Source organism: Mycobacterium sp. pV006, assembly GCF_041287115.1.
Lineage (GTDB): Bacteria > Actinomycetota > Actinomycetes > Mycobacteriales > Mycobacteriaceae > Mycobacterium.
The window spans coordinates 1-22128 of record NZ_JBGGKT010000026.1; the positions used below are offsets into that span (position 1 = coordinate 1).

Annotated in this window: 23 protein-coding genes and 1 tRNA gene; 4 read left to right on the plus strand and 20 right to left on the minus strand. The window is 69.1% G+C overall.

Going from position 1 to position 22128, the window contains the following annotated elements; translation table 11 throughout:
* Positions 1-278 (plus strand): hypothetical protein (locus ACAG25_RS23790; protein ID WP_370490948.1); only part of this gene is annotated, 278 nt, incomplete at its 5' end.
* Positions 275-832, plus strand: a complete 558-nt coding sequence (locus ACAG25_RS23795) for a hypothetical protein (RefSeq protein ID WP_370490949.1) — start codon at positions 275-277, stop codon at positions 830-832. The genes ACAG25_RS23790 and ACAG25_RS23795, both read left to right, overlap by 4 nt.
* Positions 833-1075: 243 nt before the next feature.
* On the opposite strand, the gene ACAG25_RS23800 is transcribed toward ACAG25_RS23795, so the two are convergent.
* Positions 1076-1152, minus strand: a tRNA-Pro gene (locus ACAG25_RS23800).
* A gap of 68 nt (positions 1153-1220) precedes the next feature.
* Here ACAG25_RS23800 and ACAG25_RS23805 point away from each other — a divergent pair.
* Positions 1221-2738: a cryptochrome/photolyase family protein gene (locus tag ACAG25_RS23805; RefSeq protein ID WP_370490950.1), complete on the plus strand. Its 1518-nt coding sequence runs from the start codon at positions 1221-1223 to the stop codon at positions 2736-2738.
* Here the strand turns inward: ACAG25_RS23805 and ACAG25_RS23810 are convergent.
* From ACAG25_RS23810 to ACAG25_RS23845, 8 genes are all read right to left on the minus strand, one after another.
* On the minus strand, positions 2718-3650 hold the full coding sequence (locus ACAG25_RS23810; RefSeq protein ID WP_370490951.1) for a sulfite exporter TauE/SafE family protein: 933 nt from the start codon (positions 3648-3650) through the stop codon (positions 2718-2720). The genes ACAG25_RS23805 and ACAG25_RS23810 overlap by 21 nt on opposite strands.
* A 214-nt stretch (positions 3651-3864) precedes the next feature.
* A complete protein-coding gene (locus ACAG25_RS23815; RefSeq protein WP_370490968.1) occupies positions 3865-4632 on the minus strand; it encodes a sulfite exporter TauE/SafE family protein in 768 nt (255 codons plus the stop codon).
* Between the two features lie 57 nt (positions 4633-4689).
* Positions 4690-6102, minus strand: a complete 1413-nt coding sequence (gene der / locus ACAG25_RS23820; protein WP_370490952.1) for a ribosome biogenesis GTPase Der — start codon at positions 6100-6102, stop codon at positions 4690-4692.
* Positions 6099-6785: a (d)CMP kinase gene (cmk, locus tag ACAG25_RS23825; RefSeq protein WP_370490953.1), complete on the minus strand. Its 687-nt coding sequence runs from the start codon at positions 6783-6785 to the stop codon at positions 6099-6101. The genes der and cmk overlap by 4 nt, the downstream gene beginning before the upstream one ends.
* The gene (locus tag ACAG25_RS23830; protein ID WP_370490954.1) at positions 6782-7525 is read right to left on the minus strand and encodes a pseudouridine synthase; all 744 of its coding nucleotides are present in this window, start codon (positions 7523-7525) and stop codon (positions 6782-6784) included. Before ACAG25_RS23830 ends, cmk begins: the two co-directional genes overlap by 4 nt.
* A gap of 1 nt (position 7526) precedes the next feature.
* On the minus strand, positions 7527-8225 hold the full coding sequence (scpB, locus tag ACAG25_RS23835) for an SMC-Scp complex subunit ScpB (protein ID WP_370490955.1): 699 nt from the start codon (positions 8223-8225) through the stop codon (positions 7527-7529).
* A 7-nt stretch (positions 8226-8232) separates the two neighbouring features.
* Positions 8233-9021, minus strand: a complete 789-nt coding sequence (locus ACAG25_RS23840) for a segregation/condensation protein A (RefSeq protein WP_370490956.1) — start codon at positions 9019-9021, stop codon at positions 8233-8235.
* A complete protein-coding gene (locus ACAG25_RS23845; protein WP_370490969.1) occupies positions 9018-9911 on the minus strand; it encodes a ParA family protein in 894 nt (297 codons plus the stop codon). Before ACAG25_RS23845 ends, ACAG25_RS23840 begins: the two co-directional genes overlap by 4 nt.
* Before the next feature lie 98 nt (positions 9912-10009).
* On the opposite strand from ACAG25_RS23845, the gene ACAG25_RS23850 reads away from it, so the two are divergent.
* Positions 10010-10747, plus strand: a complete 738-nt coding sequence (locus tag ACAG25_RS23850; RefSeq protein WP_370490957.1) for an O-methyltransferase — start codon at positions 10010-10012, stop codon at positions 10745-10747.
* Here the strand turns inward: ACAG25_RS23850 and xerD are convergent.
* From xerD to ACAG25_RS23905, 11 genes are all read right to left on the minus strand, one after another.
* Positions 10744-11697 (minus strand): site-specific tyrosine recombinase XerD, encoded by a 954-nt coding sequence (gene xerD, locus ACAG25_RS23855; RefSeq protein ID WP_370490958.1) that lies wholly within the window; start codon positions 11695-11697, stop codon positions 10744-10746. The two genes, ACAG25_RS23850 and xerD, sit on opposite strands and share 4 nt — an antisense overlap.
* Positions 11694-12329: an NUDIX domain-containing protein gene (locus tag ACAG25_RS23860; protein ID WP_370490959.1), complete on the minus strand. Its 636-nt coding sequence runs from the start codon at positions 12327-12329 to the stop codon at positions 11694-11696. The genes xerD and ACAG25_RS23860 overlap by 4 nt, the downstream gene beginning before the upstream one ends.
* Positions 12322-14073, minus strand: coding sequence for a CTP synthase (locus ACAG25_RS23865; RefSeq protein ID WP_370490960.1), 1752 nt, complete (start codon positions 14071-14073; stop codon positions 12322-12324). The genes ACAG25_RS23860 and ACAG25_RS23865 overlap by 8 nt, the downstream gene beginning before the upstream one ends.
* 137 nt (positions 14074-14210) lie before the next feature.
* Positions 14211-15152, minus strand: coding sequence for a copper transporter (locus tag ACAG25_RS23870; protein ID WP_370490961.1), 942 nt, complete (start codon positions 15150-15152; stop codon positions 14211-14213).
* Positions 15153-15162: 10 nt separating this feature from the next.
* Positions 15163-16347, minus strand: a complete 1185-nt coding sequence (gene steA, locus ACAG25_RS23875) for a putative cytokinetic ring protein SteA (RefSeq protein WP_370490962.1) — start codon at positions 16345-16347, stop codon at positions 15163-15165.
* A gap of 95 nt (positions 16348-16442) precedes the next feature.
* The gene (gene recN, locus ACAG25_RS23880; RefSeq protein WP_370490970.1) at positions 16443-18194 is read right to left on the minus strand and encodes a DNA repair protein RecN; all 1752 of its coding nucleotides are present in this window, start codon (positions 18192-18194) and stop codon (positions 16443-16445) included.
* Positions 18194-19117, minus strand: coding sequence for an NAD kinase (locus tag ACAG25_RS23885; RefSeq protein WP_370490963.1), 924 nt, complete (start codon positions 19115-19117; stop codon positions 18194-18196). The genes recN and ACAG25_RS23885 overlap by 1 nt, the downstream gene beginning before the upstream one ends.
* A complete protein-coding gene (locus ACAG25_RS23890; protein WP_370490964.1) occupies positions 19114-19920 on the minus strand; it encodes a TlyA family RNA methyltransferase in 807 nt (268 codons plus the stop codon). The genes ACAG25_RS23885 and ACAG25_RS23890 overlap by 4 nt, the downstream gene beginning before the upstream one ends.
* A gap of 4 nt (positions 19921-19924) precedes the next feature.
* Positions 19925-20080: a hypothetical protein gene (locus tag ACAG25_RS23895; protein WP_370490965.1), complete on the minus strand. Its 156-nt coding sequence runs from the start codon at positions 20078-20080 to the stop codon at positions 19925-19927.
* A 29-nt stretch (positions 20081-20109) separates the two neighbouring features.
* Positions 20110-21108, minus strand: coding sequence for an HAD-IIA family hydrolase (locus ACAG25_RS23900; protein ID WP_370490966.1), 999 nt, complete (start codon positions 21106-21108; stop codon positions 20110-20112).
* Position 21109: 1 nt separating this feature from the next.
* Positions 21110-21934, minus strand: coding sequence for a tetratricopeptide repeat protein (locus tag ACAG25_RS23905; RefSeq protein ID WP_370490967.1), 825 nt, complete (start codon positions 21932-21934; stop codon positions 21110-21112).
* Between the last annotated feature and the right edge of the window lie 194 nt (positions 21935-22128).

The following is a 22128-nucleotide window of genomic DNA, read 5'->3' on the forward strand; positions in this document are numbered from 1 at the left end:
GTTTGGTAACCACACCGATACCGGAGGTCCTCACCTACTTCCGCTCACCACGCCGTTCACAACCTGTCTGGGAGTTACACCTAGCCGACCCATACCGAGTCGTCATCGATCCCGACCCCGCGTCGAAGTCTGGGCGATCCGTACGGATCATCGGCTACTCAGCTACCGCCCGGTCGGTGCTGACCGTGATCGCTCTGGAGGACGACGGCACCATCCACGGGGTTAACGCTTGGCCCTCGAACCCCCGCGACCAACGAATCTACGAGGAGGAGTCATGACGGCGAAGAAACCAACCAAGAGCATCGCCAGCCTGCTCAACGAAGAAGCCGAAGCGATCGACGTCGACCGTGACGCACCGATCGCCAACTCGAAGGTCACCCGCGGCAATGGCCGCAGCAAGACCCTGCAGATCCGACTCAATCCCGAAGAACTCGAAGATCTCGAACGTGTCGCAGCGGGCCGCGGACTGCCAACTTCGACCCTCGCGCGCGACGCAATCCTGCATGTAATCCGGCCTGGCCTCGCCCGGTCCCAGGCTAGGCAGCGCCTGATCGACGGTTTCGCAGAGTACCTGGACCATGCCGAAGCAGGTGACAACCCCCCCCGGCATGGATTCATGACCGCGCTGGGCAACCAGTTCAGTTTGGAGTACCCCGCCCGTTCGCGGGAATTGGTACGCCTGTCCACGGCCTGCAGCAGATCGCCTACGAATCGCAGCAAGCCGCCGCCCGTTTCGCACAACAGCAGAAAACGGAGACGACGCACCGCCGCTGAACTGGCATTAATCGGTGTGAGGGGTTCGTTTCACGGCGATGAAGCTAGCTGGAATTAGTGATTTAGTAGAGGCTGCAGCGGAAGTCGCACCCACAAACAATGGCGGGAGATAGGCGTCAGAGTGTGCGCACGCACCGGCACCGTCCGCTCCCCTCCGCGCACCGACGAGCCTCCAAGCCTGCGCGCGGGTCTAGCCCGCTATACGCGCAGCCTGCTGGGACAAGAATGGGCTAGACCGCCGATCGACACGAAGAAGGCGGTCCCGGACTACTCCGACACCGCCTTTGACCCATAAAGAACTTGGTCGGGCTGACAGGATTTGAACCTGCGACCACTTGACCCCCAGTCAAGTGCGCTACCAAGCTGCGCCACAGCCCGTGGTGCCTCCGGGATCGCCGGTAGGCGGTCGAAAGCTTACATCAGCGTGACTGCGGAATCCCAACCGCATGCTCGGCCCGACGGCGGGGCACCCCGACGAGGTGGCGCCCGACGACACCCCGCTCTGGCTGTTCGCCGACCAACTCGGTCCGGCGGTGCACGGCGGCGAGCACCGCCACCGCGAGGTGCTGCTCATCGAATCCACCGCGGCGCTGACCAAACGCCGCTACCACCGCCAGAAACTGCATCTCGTGCTCTCGGCACTGCGGCACGCGGCGCACGATCTGGGCGACCGCGCCACGCTGATCCGGGCCGACAGCTACCGAGACGGGCTCCAACAGTTCAAGACTCCGGTACTGGTCCACCAACCCACGTCCCACACCGCTGAACGATTCGTACACCGCCTCGAGCAACAAGGACTGGTCGCCGACGTCCTTCCCACCCCGACTTTCGCCCTGTCCCGAGAAGACTTCCATGCGTGGGCCGACAACCGCTCGCGGTTCCGGATGGAGGACTTCTACCGCGACCAGCGCCGCCGCTTCGGCGTGCTGATGAACGGCGACGAGCCCGTCGGCAACCGGTGGAACTTCGACGAGGACAACCGCGAGCCTCCACCCCGAAAACAACAAGCGCTCCATATTTCTCCCCCGTACCGCCCACGTGAAGACGACATCGACGCACAGGTGCGCCACGACCTCGACGCCATGAACCTCGACACCGTCGGGGCGGACGGACCGCGCCTGTTCGCCGTCACCCCCACCGAAGCCCAACGCGCCCTCACCCGGTTCATCGACCACCGGCTCCCGGCCTTCGGCCGCTACGAGGACGCCATGATGAGCCAGGACTGGGCGATGGCGCACTCGCTGCTGTCGGTGCCGCTCAACCTCGGCGTGCTGCATCCCCTCGACGCGGTGGACAAAGCGGAGCGCGCCTACCGAAACAACAAGGCACCCCTACAAGCCGTGGAGGGCTTCATCCGCCAGATCCTCGGCTGGCGCGAATACATGTGGCACCTGTATTGGCATTTCGGCCCCGACTACACCGACAACAACGAACTTGACGCCCGCACACCGCTGCCGAAGTGGTGGACCGACCTGGACGCCGACGCGGTCACCGCGCAGTGCCTGCACCACGCGCTCAGAGGCGTCCACGACCGCGGTTGGACCCACCACATCCAGCGGCTGATGATCCTGGGCAGCCACGCCCTACAGCGCGGGTACCGGCCCGACGAACTCACCGAGTGGTTCGCGACCGCCTACGTCGACGGGTTCCGTTGGGTGATGCCGACGAACGTGGTGGGCATGAGCCAGCACGCCGACGGCGGGCTGCTGGCCACCAAGCCGTACACCTCCGGCGGCGCCTACATCAACAAGATGAGCGACCACTGCGGCGACTGCGCGTTCGATCCGAAGAAGCGCATCGGCGACGACGCGTGTCCGTTCACCGCCGGTTACTGGGCCTTCACGCACCGCCACCGAGACCTGCTGGCGCGTAACAATCGCACCCGCCGGGCGGTATCGTCGATGGACCGGCTCAGCGACCTCGACGCACTACTGGAGCAGGAGTCAGCGCGTGACCGGTTCTGACTCGGGCTCAGCAGGCGCGGCGACGACTTCGTCATCTACCGGGACCGACTTCGGCGCCCGCGACACCCGCCACGCGTAGACCACCAGCGACACCCACGCCACCACGATCAGCGTGTAGATCGCTGTCGACCACGGCCAGTGAATATCGAAGAAGTGCACCAGCTTCTGGCTGTTGGTCAACACGATGACGCCGCCGACCGCGGTTCCCAGCAGCGCCGGACTGACCCGACTGACCAACCACGCCGCGAACGGCGCGGCGATGACGCCACCGACCATGAGGCCGACCACCACCGGCCAGTTCTCCAGGAACTCCTCGCGCAGCCCGATCGCGAAGCCCAGCGACGCTGACACCGCGACCAGGAACTCCGAGGCACTGACCGAGCCGATGACCGTGCGCGGCGCCGTCTTGCCCTGCGACAGCAGGGTGCTCGTCGTCACCGGCCCCCAGCCACCACCGCCGGATGCGTCGATGAAACCACCGAACAGCCCCAAGGGAGCCAGGAACTTCGCGCTGTGACTGGCGCCCCGCGTACCGAACGTCAGCGGGGTGCGCAGCGAGAACCGCAGCAACACGTAGGTGCCGATCGCGACCAGGATGCCGGCCATCAGCGGTGCGGCGTGCTCGGTCGACAGCGACGACAGCACCGTCGCACCCAGGAAGGCGCCCACGGCGCCCGGCCCGCCGAGCTTGAGCACCAGCCGCCAGTCGATGTTCTGGAACTTCCAGTGCGACAACCCCGAGGCGAAGGTGGTGCCGACCTCTGCGAGGTGAACGGCGGCGCTGGCCTGCGCTGCACCGACACCGGAGAGCACCAGCAGCGTCGTCGCGGTGACGCCGAACGCCATACCCAGGGCGCCGTCGACGAGCTGAGCGCCGGCACCGACGAGCGTGAAGATCAGAAGCGCACGCATGGCTGCTTTCGAGGGGCGGGGTCACCCGAAGGGGGACCGCATTGGACGGATGGGCACGCGTCAGGGACGCGGACAACACCATTCGTCGAAAGCCATGAGGCGGCGGGACGGCCAGAACGGCTCGAGTGCGGACACCTCGGACGGCGCCGGTGCCAGCAGCACACGATCCACCATCGACAGTCCCTACTACTCGCGTTCGTAAACCCCGGTCAGACTACACGGTCACCAACCGGTAAAGCCCAATCAGGCCCACGACGACGATCACGCCGCGCAGTGCGTTCGGTGACAGGCGTCGGCCGTAGTGCGCACCGAGGTAGCCGCCGACGAGCGAACCCGCGGCGATCAGCCCCGCTGCGGTCCAGCTGATGCGGTCGAAGGCCACCAGCGTGTAGGACACCGCGGCCACCACGTTGACCACCAGGGACAGCAGGTTCTTGGCGGCGTTCATGCGCTGCATGTCCTCGGGCAGCAGCGCGCCCATGACGGCGATCAGCAGGATCCCCTGCGCGGCGGTGAAGTAGCCGCCGTAGACGCCGACGGCGAACGTGGCGGCCACCAGCGCGGTCATCCGCGCTGCGGAGACGTGGTCGGCCGAGCGTCCCGCCGCTGCGGCGCGTTGACGTGCCCAGGCCTGGATGCGCGGACCGACGACCACCAGGACGAGCGCGAGCACCAGCAGCGTCGGGACGACCCGGAGGAACACCGTCTCAGGCAGGTGCAGCAGCAGCCAGGCTCCGCCGCCGGCGCCGATCAGCGAGGCCGGCAGCTGCCAGCGCAGCCGGCTCCACTGCCCGCGCAGTTCGCGACGGTAACCCCAGGTCCCCGACACGCCGCCGGCGACCAGACCGACCGCATTCGACATCGTCGCGGTGACCGGCGGGAAGCCGAGCGTCACCAAGGTGGGGAAGGTGATCAGGGTGCCGGAGCCGACCAGCGAGTTGATCGCGCCTGCACCGACACCGGCCAGCGCGATCAGCAGCATTTCGACGACGGGCACTCGGCTCACCCTAGCGAAGCGGCGGCCTGGGAGCAGTGCGCGTCACCGCGTCCGCTTGCGCTTCTCCCGCACCCGAACGTTGATCCTGATGGGGCTGCCTTCGAACCCGAACGTCTCCCTCAGGCGACGTTCCAGGAAGCGGCGGTAGCCGGCTTCGAGGAAGCCGGAGGTGAACAGCACGAAGGTCGGCGGTCGCGATGTCGCCTGGGTGGCGAACAGGATCCGCGGCTGTTTGCCGCCGCGCACCGGCGGCGGGTGAGCGGCCACGACCTCCTTGAAGAACGTGTTGAGCCGGCCCGTCGAGATCCGGGTGTCCCACGACGTCAGGCTCGTCTCGAGCGCCGGCACCAGCTTCTGCACGGCGCGGCCGGTCATCGCCGAGATGTTGACCCGCGGCGCCCACTGCACCTGCGCCAGCTGCAAGTCGATTTCCCGGTCGAGCAGATAGCGTCGGTCCTCGTCGACCAGGTCCCACTTGTTGAACGCCAGCACCAGCGCGCGACCGGCCTCGATGACCATCCCGATCACCCGCTGGTCCTGCTCGGTCAGCGGCTGCGAGGCGTCGATCAGCACGATCGCGACTTCGGCCGAGTCGATCGCACCGTGGGTGCGTACCGATGCATAGAACTCGTGCCCGCTGGCCTGACCGACCTTGCGGCGCAGCCCGGCGGTGTCGACAAAGCGCCACAGCTTGCCGTCCATCTCGATCAGCGAGTCCACCGGGTCCACCGTGGTGCCGGCGACGTCGTGGACCACCGAGCGTTCGTCGCCCGACAGCCGGTTGAGCAGAGACGACTTCCCGACGTTCGGCTTACCGACCAGTGCCACGCGGCGCGGGCCGCCTGCGCCGGCGGCGACTTCCGAGGTCGTGGGCAACGCCTCGATGACGACGTCGAGCAAATCGGCCACGCCGCGCCCGTGCATCGCGCTGATCGTGTGCGGCTCCCCCAGCCCGAGCGACCACAGCGCCGCGGCGTCGGCTTCTCCCCGGTCGTTGTCGACCTTGTTGGCCGCCAGGAACACCGGCTTGCCCGAACGCTGCAGGATCTTGGCGGCGGCTTCGTCGGCGGTGGTCGCGCCGACGACGTTGTCGACGACGAAGATGATCGCGTCGGCCGTGCGCATCGCCACCGACGCCTGATCGGCGACGAGACGTTGCAGGCCTTTGGCGTCGGGTTCCCAACCGCCGGTGTCCTGCAGCACGAACCGTCGTCCCGACCAGGATGCGTCGTAGGACACCCGGTCGCGGGTGACGCCGGGCACGTCCTGCACCACGGCCTCACGGCGCCCCAGGATCCGGTTGACCAACGTGGACTTGCCGACGTTGGGCCGGCCGACGACCGCGACCACCGGTGGCGGTGCCGACGCCTCCTCGACGTCGTCGGAGATGTCGTCGGGACCCAGGTCCCAGTCGCTTTCGTCGACCCACGTCCCGTCCGAGTCGTCGATGGTCATCGCCTAGCACCTGCTCTCTGTCTCACCAGTTCGGCCAGGTGCGCGATCACCTCGGTCTGGGTCATGTCGCTGGTGTCCACGACGACGGCGTCGTCGGCTGCCCGCAGCGGCGACACCGCACGGGTGGAGTCCAGGTGGTCGCGCCGGCGCACGTCGGCCAGCACCGCCTCGTAGTCGTCGGGCAGCCCGGCGGCGACATTCTGTGCGTTGCGTCGCTGGGCGCGCACCTCGGCCGACGCCGTCAGGAAGATCTTCACGTCGGCGTCGGGCAGCACCACCGTGCCGATGTCACGCCCTTCGACGACCACGCTGCCCGCGGCCGCCGCGGACTCCCGCTGCAACTGCACCAGCCGGGTCCGCACGTCCGGGACTGCGGAGACCGCCGACACCGCGGCGGTGACGGCGTCACCGCGGATCTCGGCCGAGACGTCCTCGCCGGCGAGAAAGCAACGGTCCTGCCCGGGGTCGTGCCCGACGGCGATCTCGACGTCGCGGGCCGCCCCGGCGATGGCCTGCGGGTCGGCGAGGTCGGCCCCGCGGCGCAGTACACCGAGTGTCACCAGCCGGTACATCGCGCCGGTGTCCAGATAGCTCGCGCCCAGGGCGGTGGCCAATCCTCTTGCCACCGTGGACTTTCCGGTTCCGGCGGGTCCGTCGATCGCGACTTTGAGCCCGCCGGTCACAGCCCCACCGCCTTGTACAGTTCGCCGACTTCCTTCTGGGTCAACGCGCGGATGCTGCCCGGACGCTGCTCGCCGAGGGTCACCGCGCCGATGTCGGTGCGGACCAGCTCCTGCACCGGGTATCCGACGTGGGCCAGCAGCCGGCGCACGATGTGCTTGCGACCCTCGTGCAGTGTGACTTTGACCAGCGTGCGCCCGGGCACGGTGTCGACGACCGCGAAGTCGTCGAGCCGGACCGGCCCGTCATCGAGTTCGACGCCGTCGCGCAGCTTGCGGCCGAGGCCGCGGGGCACGCTGCCCAGCACGGTGGCGACGTAGGTCTTGGGCACCTCGAACGACGGGTGCATCAACCGATGCGCCAGTTCGCCGTCGTTGGTCAGCAGCAGCAGGCCCTCGGTGTCGGCGTCGAGCCGTCCGACGTGAAAGAGGTTCTTGTTACCGCGAACCCGGTGCTCCACGAGGTCGCCCACACACGGCCGGCCGCGATCGTCGGACATCGTCGAGTGCATGCCGCGCGGCTTGTTGATCGCCAGGTACACCAGCGAGTCGTCGAACGCGATGCGGGCGCCGTCGACCCGGATGACCGACTTCTGCGGGTTCACCCGGGTGCCGAGCTCGGTGACCAGTTCGCCGTCGACCTCCACCCGGCCGTCGAGGATCATCTTCTCGGCCACCCGCCGCGACGCAATTCCCGCCTGCGACAACACTTTCTGTAGGCGTACACCGTCTTCTTCGGTCATGTCAGTCCTGGTCCACATCGATCGAGGCCGGCGTCTCGGCCGCGGCCGCACCGTTGAGCTTCATGAAACGTGGCTCCTCGTCCAGGGTTTCGCTCAGATCGTCGATGACGTCCACGTCCGGCAGCAGCGGGGCGATGTCGGGCAGATCGGTCAGCGACGACAACCCGAGCCGCTCGAGGAACAGCTCGGTGGTGGCGAATGTGACCGCGCCGGAGTCGGGGTCGGTGCCCGCCTCGGTGATCAGACCGCGCGCGACCAGAGTGCGCATCACCGCATCGACGTTCACGCCGCGCACCGCGCTGACCCGGGCCCGGGTCACCGGCTGTCGGTACGCGACCACCGCCAGCGTCTCCAGCGCCGCGCGCGTCAACTTCGACCGGGCACCGTCGAGCAGCAGCTTCTCGACGTAGGGGGCATACCGGGACCGGGTGTACATGCGCCACCCTCCCCCGGCCTCGCGTAGTTCGATGCCGCTGTCGCGGTCGGTCAGCGCGTTGGCCATCGCGTGGACCCGCTCGGCCACGCGCTCGGCGGGTTGACCGGTCGCGCCGGCCAGCACCTCGACCGAGGCGGGCGTGTCGACGACCAGCAGCAGGGCTTCGAGCACGCTGTCCAGCTCGGCGTCAGTGAGTTCGGTGTCGACATCGGTGTCGGTGTCCGGCACGACATCGTCGGCCGGTTCTGAGAATTCGTCGGTCATGGTCTTTCTATTCCGCGTCCGCGGTCGCCAACTGTTGGCTGGTGGGCCGTTCTCCGGTCCACGAAATCTGGAGAACTCCAAGCGGTTCTGGTTGCTCGAATGCTACCGCCCGAGCGCGGAACAGTTCGAGCAGCGCCAGGAAGCGGCCGACGATCTCCATCGGCATCTCACAATCGGCGACCAGTTCGGAGAACGACGCCCACTGCCCGACGCCGCGGTGTTCGAGCAGCCCGATCAGCTTCTCGGCCTGTTCCGGAACCGACACGGCGACCTGGTGCAGGTGGTCGGTGCCCACCGTCGGCACCGGTCGGGGGGTGAACGCCGCGGCGGCGATCTGGGCGAATCGCTCGGCGTCGACACCGAGCATCACCTCGGGCAGCAGCTCGGAATAGCGTTCCTCCAGCGACACCGCCCGCGGATAGCTGCGCAATGCCGCGGCTTCGAGCTCGCCGAACATCACCGCGACGTGCTTGAACGCGCGGTACTGCAGCAGTCGGGCGAACAACAGGTCGCGGACCTCTAGCAGGGCCAGGTCGTCTTCGTCGTGCACCTCGCCCGCCGGCAGCAGCCGCGCGGCCTTCAGATCGAGCAGGGTGGCCGCGACCACGAGGAACGACGTGGTCTCCTCCAGTCCGAGCTGCGCGCCGATCTGTTTGGTGTAGGCGATGAACTCGTCGGTCACCTGATGCAACGCGACCTCGGTGACGTCCATCCGGTGGGCGAAGATCAACTGCAGCAGCAGATCGAAGGGACCCTCGAAGTTGCTCAGCCGGACCTGGAAGCCGGTCTCGCTCACGCGCCGAACCGGTGGATGACCTCGCGCGCCAACGCTCGATATGCCTGCGCGCCAGCGGATTTCGGGGCCCACGTGGTGATCGGTTCGCCGGCGACGCTGGTCTCGGGGAAGCGCACCGTGCGGGTGACGACGGTGTCGAAGACCAGGTCCCCGAAGCGTTCGACCACGCGGGCCATCACCTCGCGGGAGTTCACCGTCCGCGGGTCGTAGCGGGTGATCAGGATGCCGCTGATCTCGAGTTTCGGGTTCAGCCGGTCGTGCACTTTGTCGACGGTGTCGGTCAGCAGCGCCAGGCCACGCAGCGAGAAGTACTCGCACTCGGTCGGGATGATCACCCCGTCGCTGCAGGCCAGACCGTTGACGGTGAGCAGCCCGAGCGACGGCTGGCAGTCGATGAGCACGTAGTCGTAGCGGTCCAGCACCGGGTATAGCGCGCGGGCCAGCGACTGCTCGCGGCCCACCTCGTTGACCAACTGGATCTCCGCGGCCGACAGGTCGATATTGCTGGGCACCAGATCCAACCCGGGCACACGGGTGGTCAGCAATACCTGGTCGATCGACACCCGGGGTTCGACCAGCAGGTTGTAGACGGTGTTGTCGAGCTCGTAGTGCGGCACCCCGAGTCCCGCGGACAGGGCGCCCTGCGGATCCAGGTCGACCAGCAGCACCCGCCGGCCGTAATCGGCCAGGCTCGCCCCGAGGTTGATCGTCGAGGTGGTCTTGCCGACGCCGCCCTTCTGATTGCACATCGCGATGACCTTCGCGGGGCCGTGGGAGGTGCGCACCGGAGGTTCGGGAATGTCCCGGGGCAGCCGCCCGGTGTGGCCCGGTGTCGGTGCCTCGGCACCGCTGTTGCCGTCGGTCGTGCGCGACCCTTGCTGGTCAGGCATCCCCTCGGGCGTCACGGACATCCGGGCCAGTCTAATGGCCGATACCGCGCTGGTCAGGAAGACCCGCAGACAGGCGCCAACCTGCCTAGGCTGACCGCATGAAGCTGCCGCTGTCCCGTTGGGTGCGCCTGGCGGTGCGCATGCCGTCCTTCGTGCGGACCGGCCAGATGGGTGACGGCCGCGAGGACGCGTGCGCCGCCTACGTCGAGACCCATGCCACCCGCGGCGACGTCGACGACGTGCTGGCCACCGTCGACCGGTTCGCCCGCCGGGAGGCGATGCTGGTCAACATCGGCGACGAGAAGGGTCAGCTGCTCGACGCTGCCGTCCGTCGCGCGCAGCCGAAGCTGGCGCTGGAGCTGGGCACCTACTGCGGCTACAGCGCGCTGCGGATCGCCCGCAGCGCACCGTCGGCGCGCGTGGTGTCGGTCGAGTTGTCCGCCGCCAACGCGCAGGTGGCCCGTCGCATCTGGACGCACGCCGGCGTCGCGGACCGCGTCACCTGTGTGGTCGGCACGATCGGTGACGGCGGCACCACCCTCGACGCGCTCGCCCGCGACCACGGCCTGGCCCCCGGCGTGGTGGAGCTGCTGTTCATCGACCACATCAAGAACGCCTACCTCCCCGATCTGCGGGCCATCCTGGACCGCGGCTGGCTGCGTCGCGGTTCGATCGTGGTCGCCGACAACGTCCGCGTGCCGGGCGCGCCGGCCTACCGCGCGTTCATGCGCGAGCAGCAGGGTGTGCTGTTCGACACCGTCGAACACAAGACCCATGTCGAGTACCAGTCGTTGCTGCCGGACCTGGTGCTGGAGTCGGAGTACCTGGGGTCCTAGCGGGCGCGGGGATGCGCGCCGGCCCACACCTCGCGCAGCGCGCTGACGGTGACCATCGTGTAGATCTGCGTGGTGGTCACCGACGCGTGCCCGAGCAGTTCCTGCACGACGCGCACGTCGGCGCCGCCGTCGAGCAGGTGCGTGGCGAACGAGTGGCGCAGCACGTGCGGAGACACCGTCGCGGTGATCCCGGCGCGTTCGGCGGCGTCCTGGAGCACCTGCCAGGCGCTCTGCCGCGACAGTCGACCGCCGCGGGCGTTGAGGAAGATCGCGGGCGTGCCGCTGCCGCGGCGCGCCAGATCGGGGCGTCCCCGCACCAAATAGGCGTCGAGCGCAGCCACGGCGGGACGGCCGATCGGGATGAGCCGTTGCTTGCCGCCCTTGCCGCGCAGCAGCACCGACCGGGCGTGCGTGTCGACATCGTCGACGTCGAGACCCACGGCCTCGGAGATGCGGGCGCCGGTGGAGTACAGGAGTTCCAGCAGCGCGCGGTTGCGCAGCGTCAACGGCCCGTCGGATTCGCTGTCGCCGCCGGCGGCCTCGAGCAGGGCCAGCACCTCGTCGAGGCTCAGGCTCTTGGGCAGTCGTCGACTCGGGGTCGGCGGTTTGACGTCACGCGCCACGTCGAGGGTGGCGATGCCCTCGGCGGCGGCGAACCGGTGCAGTCCGCGCACCGCGATCAGCGCGCGCGCCGCCGACACCGCGGACAGCGGGACGACGCCGTGGTCGGGGTCGCCCTCGCGAAGCGCCACCAGGAAGGAGCTGACGTCGTCCTCGACCACCACGGCCAGGTCGTCGATGCCCCGCGATCTCAGATGCTCGGCGTAGCGACGCAGATCGCGCCGGTAGGAGCTCAAGGTGTTCGCGGCCACGCCGCGTTCGATCGCGAGGTGGTCCAGGTAGCCCTGCAACTGCGTGTCGAGCGCGACAGGCACCGAGGTCGACGTCATCGATGTCCCTTTCGGCGCGCGAACGCCGTGGGGCGGTCGGTCCAGGGTGCATCGACGGTCCGCAGCGTCTCCGGATCCGGCATCGCGTAGGCGGCCAGGATCCCGGCCACGGCGATCGAGTTGACGATCTTTCCCGCGTAGATCATCTTCACCGCCTCGACCAGCGGCACGCGGCGCACCACGAGATCGGCTTCCTCGTGGTCGGCGGCGGGTCGATCGACGTCGCGGAGGTCCGTCGCCAGGAACACCCGGACACTCTCGTCGCTGAATCCCGGCGCGGTGTCCAGGTCGATCAGTGTCTGCCAGGACGCCGCCTCCAGGCCGGCTTCCTCGGTCAGCTCGCGTGCGGCGGTGACGTGTGGCGGCTCGCCGCCCAGGTCGAGCAGCCCGGCCGGCAGTTCCCACAGCCGCCGCCCGAACGCGTGCCGGTACTGGTGCACCAGCACCACGTTGGCGTCGTCGTCGATGGCGACGACGGCCACGGCGCCGAAGTGCTCGACGATCTCGCGGCGCGCCGTGCCACCACCGGGCATGCGGACCTCGTCGACCCTCAGCGCGAGGATGTTGCCGACGTGCAGGGTCTCGGATGCGGCGACGGAGAAGTCGTGAGTGCCGGGTCCGGTGTCACCCACGGGCCGGCAGCTCTTCGAGAGCGTGCTCGGCGCCGTTGGCGGAAAGGTCGGCGTGCTCGGGGATCTCCACCGGGAGACGCTCGGCGTTCTTGTAGTCCAACGACGCGCCGACGAACGACACGAACAGCGGGTGCGGACGCGTGGGCCGGCTCTTGAGCTCCGGGTGTGCCTGCGTTCCGACGATGAACGGGTGCACCTCGGCCGGGTACTCGACGAACTCGACGAGGTGGCCGTCCGGGGAGGTGCCGGAGAACCGCAGCCCGCTCTCGGCGATGCGGTCGCGGTAGGCGTTGTTGACCTCGTAGCGGTGCCGGTGCCGCTCCGACACCTCGGTGGCTCCGTACGCCTTGGCGACGATCGAATCCTCTTCCAGGACCGCGGGATACGCGCCGAGCCGCATGGTGCCGCCCAGGTCGGCCTCACCGGCGACCGCGTCGCGCTGGTCGGCCATCGTCGAGATCACCGGATCGGGCGTGGCGGGGTCGAACTCCGCGGAGTTCGCCTCGTCGATGCCCACCGACCGGGCGGCCTCGATCACGATGCACTGCAGTCCGAGGCACAGCCCCAGCAGCGGCAGCCCCCGCCGGCGCGCGTAGCGGATGGCGCCGATCTTGCCCTCGATACCGCGGATGCCGAACCCGCCGGGGATCAGCACGCCGTCGATGTCGGCCAGCGCCGACGCCGCCCCGGCATCGGTCTCGCAGTCATCGGAGGCCACCCAGCGCATCTCGACGCGGGCGTGGTGGGCGAAACCGCCGGCACGCAGCGCCTCGGCCACCGACAGGTAGGCGTCGGAGAGGTCGATGTACTTGCCCACCAACGCGATCCGCACGGTCTCGCGCGGTTCGTGCACCCGGTGCAGCAGGTCGTTCCACTGCGTCCAGTCGACGTCGCGGAACGGCAGGTTCAGCCGGCGCACCACGTAGGCGTCGAGTTCCTCGCGGTGCAGCACCTTCGGGATGTCATAGATCGACGGGGCGTCCGGGGTGGAGATGACGCCATCGATGTCCACGTCGCACATCAGCGCGATCTTGTTCTTCAGCGGCTCGGGCACGTCGCGGTCGCAACGCAGGATCAGCGCGTCGGGCTGGATGCCGATGCTGCGCAGCGCGGCCACCGAGTGCTGTGTCGGTTTGGTCTTGAGCTCCCCCGACGGCGCCATGTAGGGCACCAGCGAGCAGTGCAGGAAGAAGCAGTTCTCGCGACCCACCTCGTGGCGCACCTGTCGGGCCGCTTCGAGGAAAGGCAGCGACTCGATGTCGCCGACCGTGCCGCCGACCTCGGTGATGATGACGTCGGGGCGGTTGCCGGTGCTGTCCGGTTCGGCCATCTCGAGGATGCGGCGCTTGATCTCGTCGGTGATGTGCGGGATCACCTGCACGGTGTCACCGAGATACTCGCCGCGACGCTCCTTGGCGATCACCGTCGAGTACACCTGCCCGGTGGTGACGTTGGCCGACCCGGACAGGTCGCGGTCGAGGAACCGTTCGTAGTGGCCGACGTCGAGGTCGGTCTCGGCGCCGTCCTCGGTGACGAACACCTCACCGTGCTGGAACGGATTCATGGTGCCGGGATCGACGTTCAGATACGGGTCGAGCTTCTGCATGGTGACCTGCAGACCACGGGCGGTCAGCAGCTGACCGAGGCTCGAAGCGGTGAGTCCCTTGCCGAGCGATGACACCACGCCACCGGTGACGAAGAGATGCTTCGTGGCGGTCTGCGGGTGCTTGCGTAGCGCGGGCAAGAGCAACCTCCGTGACGACGGGCAGGGCTTCTAATTGCTGAATCCGGCACGTGTCCGAATCCCTTGTCGGGGCCTGCCGACCCACGGAACCCCACCCTAACACCGACTCCGACAACCCGTCGCTGACACGCGGGCGGCTACTGCGGGACGGTCACCGCCGCCGCACCCTGGCCGATGCCGTACTGCCCCGGCTTGCCGCCCGCGATCAGATCGCCGAGTGCGAGCACCGCGGTGATGCGGCCGGATTCCTGGTTGATGTCGTCGACGGTGCTGTAGGCGCTGCTCAGTGCCGAGTCCGCGCGTGCGACGGCGATCGCGGCGGTGCCGGAGGCCGATCCGTCGCGACCCACCAGCACCGTCCCGGACCCGTGTTGGGCCAGGCCGGCGGTGAACCGGGCCACGGTGGCGCCCTGGTTGCCGGCGTCGGTGCCCAGGGCGCCGCCGGTGACGACGAGCGCGGTGTCGGCGGCTCCGATACGGTCGGCGCCGAAGGTGACGAACCCGGCGTCGCGCAGCGTGGTCAGGACGGTCTCCCGGGCGGCGTCGTCGACGGGGCGCGCCTGGGGGTCTTTGTTGATCAGCAGGCTGATGCCGAGCAGGTCGCCGGCTTGGGAACCCTGGTCCACGGTGCGGGTGTTCAGCTGAGCACCCGCCGGCACGATCGGCGAGTTGACCACCGACAGCAGTTTCTCGGCCGCGTGTGCCTCGACGAATTGCGTTGTCAGACCGATGGTTCCGCTGACCGCACCGCCGGCCTGGCCGACCAGCCGGACCATCGCCTCGACGTCGTCGTCGTTGGCCTCCGGGGTGCGGAACAGGATGACCGATTTGTCGCGCAGATTCCCGGCCAGGATGCGCGGCGCCATCTGGGCGTCGAAATCGGCTGCCGCTGCCAGCTTCTCGTTGAGGGCGTTGCGTTCGCCGGTCAGGGTGTCGATCTGCTCCTGCAGTTCGTGCTTGTCGTCCTGCAGGCCCGAGAGCACGGTGTTGGACAGCAACCCGGAACCCAGGGCGACGCCGATGGCCAGTGCCAGGAAGACCGCGGCCAGGGAGATGGCGTGTGTGCGCAGCGAGATCACCGGAGGTCCCCTACGAAACCAGGCCCTGCACCCACAGCAGGAACTGGTTCCAGTACCCGCTGATCCATTCCAGCACCGCGGCGTCGGCGCGCGACACCCACAGCGCCGCGATGACCGCGATCAGCATCGCCAACACCAGCAGCGCGATCGCGCCGCCGGAGACGCGGCTGCGGTACAGCGTGGCCACGGCCTTGGCGTCGACGAGCTTCTCCCCCACCTTCAGGCGGGTCAGGAAGGTCGACGGGTTGCTCTGCTGGCGGCTGCGATCGAAGAACTCCTCGATGCTGGCGCGGTGTCCCACGGTGACGATCAGCGAGGCGCCGTGGTGGTCGCAGAGCAGCAGTGCCAGATCGGCCGCCGATCCCGCGGCCGGGAACGTCATCGCCCCGACACCGAGATCCTGGATGCGCTCCAGGCCGGCGGCGTGACCGTCGGCGTCGGCGGGCAGCACCACCTGAGCGCCGGAGCGCAGCACCTCGGTGCTGATCTTGTCGGGGTCACCGACGATCAGAGCGGGTCGGTACCCGGCCTTGCGCAGCACGTCGGCGCCGGTGCCCACCCCGACCAGCACCGGCTGGTACTCCTTGATGAACGGCTTGAGGGCCTTGAGATCGGCTGTGGCGCTGTCCTCTTCGGCGACGATCACGACGTGGCGCCGGTTGAGGTCGACGTCGATGTCCGGGATGCCGATCCCGTCGATCAGCAGCGGACTCTCGCTGCGGATGAACTCGATGGTGTTGCCCGCGAACGCTTCCAGATGCGCGACCAGACCGCTCTTGGCCTCCTGCATCAACTCGTGGATGTCGGCGTCGGTGCGTTCGGTGCCCAGTACCAGGCGGCGGTCCCCGGAGTAGACGCCGCCCTCGTTGAGCCGGATCCGGGCGCCGTCCTTGACCTTCTTGAAGACCTCCGGACCGGTCTCGTCGATCAGCATGATGCCGTTGGCGACCAGCACCTCGGGACCGAGGTTGGGATAGCGCCCGGAGATCGACGACGAGGCGTTGACCACCGCGGCGACGTTGGCCTCCACCAGGGCGTCGGCGGTGATGCGGTCGAGGTCCAGGGCGTCGATGACGACGATGTCGCCCGGGGTCAGACGCCGCAGCAGGCGGTCGATGTCGCGGTCCACTCGAGCGGTGCCGGTGATACCCGGCCGTGTACTGGCGTTACGGGATAGCAGCGCAGACATCTTCATGTCCAGGATTCTGACCAGATCGAGACGCAATCAGCCGGAGGCGCGCCGTAACACCAGCCTCATTAGTTCATTCTTTTCACACCAGTCACACAGATTCAGGCGGTGCTCTCCCGGTCGGAGCGGGCGGCGTCGAGCAGTTCGCGCGCATGCGCGCGACCGCTGTCGGACTCCCCGAGCCCGGCCAGCATCCGCGCGAGTTCGGCGACCCGTTCGCTCTCCTCCAGGCGCACGACCCGACTGGACTTGGGGCCGCTCTCGACCACCAGGTGTACGTCGGCGTAGGCGGCGACCTGCGGAAGGTGGGTGACGACGATGACCTGATGGGTGCGGGCCAACCGCGACAACCGGCGCCCGATCTGCACCGCCGCGCGTCCACCCACCCCGGCGTCGACCTCGTCGAACACCATCGTGGTGCCCTCCGTCGAGGCGGCCAGCACGACCTCCAGCGCCAGCATCACCCGCGACAGCTCACCGCCGGAGGCGCTCTTGTGCAGCGGCAGGATGTCCGAGCCGCGGTGCGCGGCGAATCCGAACTCGACGACGTCGGCGCCGTCACGGCCCGCGTGCACCGTCTCCCCCGACGGCAGGGTCAGCGGAGCGGAATCCTCGGCCCGCGCGAGCAACGGGCTGACCGAGATGGTGAACTCGGCGCCGGACATCGCCAGGCCGGCCAGCTCGGCGGTGACGGCCTTCGACAGGCCCCGCGCCGCCTTCACCCGCGCCTTGGTGACCTCCTGCGCGGCGCCGACGACCTTGCCCTGCAGCTCCTCGACCTGCCGCTCCAGGGCGCCGAGAGTCTCCTCGGAGACGTCGAGCTGGCCGAGCCGGTCCCGGGCCTCACCGGCCCACTGCAGGACACCGTCGATGTCGGCCGCGTATTTTCGGGTCAGGGTGCGCAGCTCGCCCTGGCGGCTCAGCTTGGTCTCCAGTTCGCTTGCGTCACTGGGGAGTTCGGAGATGAAACGACCGAGCTCGCCGGACACGTCGACCAGCACCGTCAGCGCGGAGTCCAGTTGTTCGGCCAGCGTCTTCAAGAAGGTGTCGTCGGTACCTTCCAACGCGGTGCGCGCCTGTCCGACCGCGTCGGCCGCCGAGTGGGAGTCGACGCTGTCTGCGTCGCCGGACAGCGCCGACCGCGCGGTCTGCACGGCGTCGCGCAGCGCGTCGAGTTCGGAGAGCCGGCGAATGTCGTCGACCAGGTCGACGTCCTCGCCCGGCTTGGGGTCGAGCACGTCGATCTCGTTGAGCGCGAACTGCAACCGGTCGGCCTCCTGGGCGAGCTCACGGGTGCGGCGGCGCCGGTCCTCGAGGTCGCGCTTGGCCTGCAGCCACGCGTCGCGCGCGGTCCGGTACCGCTTCAGCGGGGCGTCCACCGCGGCGTAGTGGTCCAGGGCGGCACGCTGGTGATCCGGGCGCATCAACCGCAGCTGATCGTTCTGCCCGTGCAGCGTCAGCAGCTCGCCGGTGAACTCGCTCAACGACTTGGCCGGGATGCTGCGGCCGCCGAGATAGGCCCGCGACGGTCCGTCGCGGCTGACCGAGCGGGCGGCGATGACGGTGCCGTCGTCGTCGCGTTCGGCGCCCGAGGATTCCAGGATCTCGTCGACGCGGCCGGTGGCGGCGTCCCCGAGATCAGAGGTGTCGAAGCGGCCCTCGACGACGGCCCGTTGGGCACCCGACCGCACCTTGGTGGCGTCGGCGCGGGCCCCGCCGAGCAGGTGCAGTCCGGTCACCACCATGGTCTTCCCGGCGCCGGTCTCCCCGGTCAGTACCGTGAACCCACGGTCGAATTCGGCGGTCGCGGCGCTGATGGCGCCCAGCGACTCGATACGGATCTCGGATAACACTACTGACCGCGCCACCCGGTGACCGGCAGCCGGAACTTGCGCACCAGACGGTCGGCGAACGGCGCGCTGTCCAGCCGCACCCACTTCAGCGGCGTCGCGCAACGGGTGACCTCCAGGCGCCCGCCGGCCGGCACGATCATCTCGCGGCGTCCGTCGCAGAACACCACGGCATCGTGGCCGCCCGCTTCGACCTCGATGGCGATGACCGCGTCGGGACTGGTGACCATCGGCCGCGCGAACAGTGCGTGGGCGTTGTTGGGCACCACGATGATGGCCTCCAGGTCCGGCCACAGCACGGGCCCGCCGGCAGAGAACGCATAGGCGGTGGACCCGGTGGGGCTGGACACCAGCACGCCGTCACAGCCGAACTCCGAGACCGGTCGACCGTCGACCTCCAGCACCACGCCCATCACGCCCAGCCGCGGCGCCTTCTCGAGGCTGGCCTCGTTGAGGGCCCAGCCCCGGTCCAGGAGGCGACCGTGTGCACGCACGGCGACGTCGAGCGTCATCCGTTGCTCGATGCGGTAGTCGCGCTCGATGACGTGCTCGAGCACCGTGTCGATGGAGTCGGCTTCGGCCTCGGCCAGAAAACCGATGCGGCCGAGATTGATTCCCAACACCGGGATCTCGACGTTGCGCGCCAGCTCGGCGGCGCGCAGGAACGTACCGTCCCCGCCGAGCACCAGCACCAGTTCGCAACCTGCGGCCGCGTCGTGATCGGCGTCGACGACTTCGATCCCCGGCCCGAGGACCCGGGTGTCGTCCGGCGCCAGCGGAACCGGTCCGCGGTCGACGGCTTCGGCCGAGAGCACCCGCAGCGTGATCCCGTTGTCACTCAGGACCTTCTTCACGCGGCGGGCCACTTCGGTGGCTTCCTCGCGCCCGGTGTGGACCACCAGCAGGATCGTGCGTTCGTCACTCATTGCGGGCCCTCCTCGACGGCTGTGCCGACGGCGGCATCCAGAGCGAGTCCGGTCAGCGCCGCGTCGGTGTCGGCGCGCAGGTGCAGGAAGTACTCGACGTTGCCTGCGGGACCGGGAAGCGGACTGGCCGTCACCGCGACGGTGTGCCACCCGAGCGCTTCAGCCCGGTGGGCCACGGTGCGCACGGCCTCGGCGCGCAACAGCGGGTCGCTGACGACTCCGCCGGCCCCGACGCGTTCTCGGCCCACCTCGAACTGCGGCTTCACCATGGGAACGATATCGGCGGTCGGTGACGCGCACGAAGTCAGCGCCGGTAGCACCGTCGACAGCGAGATGAAGGACAAGTCGGCGACGACGACGTCGACGTGGCCGCCGATGGTTTCGGGGGTCAGCTCGCGGACGTTGGTCCGCTCCATGACCGTCACCCGGTCGTCGGTGCGCAGCGACCACGCCAGTTGGCCGTAGCCCACGTCGACGGCGACGACTTCGCGGGCGTCGCGGTTCAGGAGTACCTCGGTGAAACCGCCGGTGGAGGCTCCGGCGTCCAGGCAGCGCCGGCCGTCCACGGTGACAGCGAACGCGTCGAGCGCGCCGATGAGTTTGTGCGCGCCCCGCGACACCCAGGTGCTTTCACCGGCGGCGACGGCCAGCCGCGCATCGACGGAGATCGCGGTGGCCGGTTTGGCTGCGGGCATGCCGTCGATGGTCACCCGTCCCGCCGTGATCAGTTCTGCGGCCTGCTGGCGGGAGCGGGCCAGCCCCCTCCGCACCAGCTCGGCGTCCACCCGTGCGCGCCGAGACACGCGGTCAGCCCTTCTCGACGGATTCCAGCGCCTGCACCAACACGTCGTGGGCCTGCTCCAGGCGCGCCGCCACCTCGTCGAGTTCGGTCACCGACGGCTCGGTCTGGTCGCCGAGGAGCTCGGCGACCCGGGCACGGATCTGGTCGGGATCGTTACTCATATCGGTGCTCACGCTAGCCGATGCCCCACCTACAGCAGGGACCACCGGGCCAGGGCCTCGCGCGCCGTGTCATCACCGGCGGCTATCGGTCTGGGCTGCGCCTCGGCCCCCCAGACCGCAGCCGCGACGGCACGCACCACCGACAACGGGTCGCCGACGGGGCCGTCGGCGGTGGCCCGGACCGTGACGGCCCGCTCGTCGAGGTCGACCCGCCAACCCTGCTGCCGGCCGACCCGCAGGACGTCGGCGTCGGTGGTCAGGGCGCGCAGATCCTCGGCCAGGAAGTCGGGGCGCTGCCCGGGTTCGGCCCACACGGCATCGGCGGCGGTGTGGACGCCGCACAGCACCATGAGGCTGGGGAGGTCCGCGGCGCGGGCCCCGGCGATGTCGGTGTCCAGACGGTCACCGACCACCAGCGGCGTCCGGAAGTCCCCGCGGGACAGCGCGTCATTCATCAACGCGGGTGCGGGTTTTCCCGCAACCTGGGGTTCGCACTCGGTCGCGGTGCGCAAGGCGGCGACCATGGACCCGTTGCCGGGCAACAGCCCCCGCTCCGACGGCAGCGTCTTGTCGACGTTGGCGGCGATCCACAAGGCGCCGTTGCGGATCGCCAGAGCCGCCTCGGCGAGGTGGGGCCAGGCGGTCTCCGGCGAGTGCCCCTGCACCACCGCGACGGGTTCGTCGGACCATTCCCGCACCGGGGTCAGTCCGACTCGCCGCACCTCCTCGGCGAGCGCTTCGGTGCCCACGACGAGTACCTTGGCTCCGGCGCTGAGCTGTTGGGCGAGTAGTCGCGCCGCGCTCTGTGCGCTGGTGACGACGTCGTGGGGTGCCGCGGTGAAGCCGAGCTCCCGGAGATGGCCGGCCACCTGCGTTGCATCGCGGGAGGCGTTGTTGGTGACATAGAGGACCCGTCCGGGCACTTCTGCGAGCGTATCCACTGCCCCCGGTGTCGGTGCGTGTCCGCGGAACACGGTGCCGTCGAGGTCGAGCAGCAGGCAATCATGCTGCTGCACAAGAGAAGTCACGTCAGGACAACTCCGTGACGCGGTCCTCGGCATCGGTGACACCCTCGACGTCGGCGGCCGCGGCCCGCAGGAACCACTGCAGTGCCTCGTCAGCGCGGTCCAGAGCCAGCAGAGTATCGGCGTAGGCGTAGAACAACCGGGCGGCAGTCTGGCCGGTCCGCGCCGGGTCGAGTTCGGGGGTGCCCAGCACCGCCAGCGCGGCCTGGTGCTGACCGAGGTCCGACCGCGCGCCGGCGACGACGATCTTCAACTCGTCGGCGTCGTCTCCGGTCAGGGCGGCTGCCTCGGGGCTGCGGCCGAGTTCGATCGCGCGTTCGGGTCGTCCGATACCGCGCTCGCAATCGGCGATGAGCGCCAACAGCGGTGAACGACTGCCCATTCGGCGCGCGGCACGGAACTCTGCCAGCGCCTGCGCCCAATCGCCACAGTGGTAGGCCGCGATCCCGACGGCCTCTCGGACCGCGGCGATCCGCCCGGACCGCGACCGCGCCGCCTGCGCGTGCGCCAAGGCGGCCTCAGGGTCCTCGTCGAGCAGCTCACCGGCCGCGACCAAATGGCGGGCCACCAGGTCGGCGGTGTGGCGATCCAAAGTGGTGAGCTCACCGCGGATTTCAGGAGCGAGTTGCTTGGCCTCGATCTCGTCGGGAATTCGGGGTCCCCGATCCGGTGCGGTCTCGGTGTCGGTCTTGGGCTGCGCCGGGCGTGCGCGGCGTGGCCCGGAGAAGCGGGGTGCCGATCGACGGTCGCCGCGCGGCCGTTGCCGGCCGGCATCCGGTCCGCGACGCGGCTGCCGGTCGCCTTGTCCGCGTTGATCGTCTTGAGCCACGCAGAAAGGATACGGGCTTTCTTCGAAGCCTCACAATCAATGCATTCGGGCACGACACAATGGCGCTGCCGGGAAATGGAAATCGCCCCCCACGTATTCGTGGGGGGCGATTTCTAATTTGTGTTCGGCGGTGTCCTACTTTTCCGACCGTGTGGTCAGTATCATCGGCGCTGGCAGGCTTAGCTTCCGGGTTC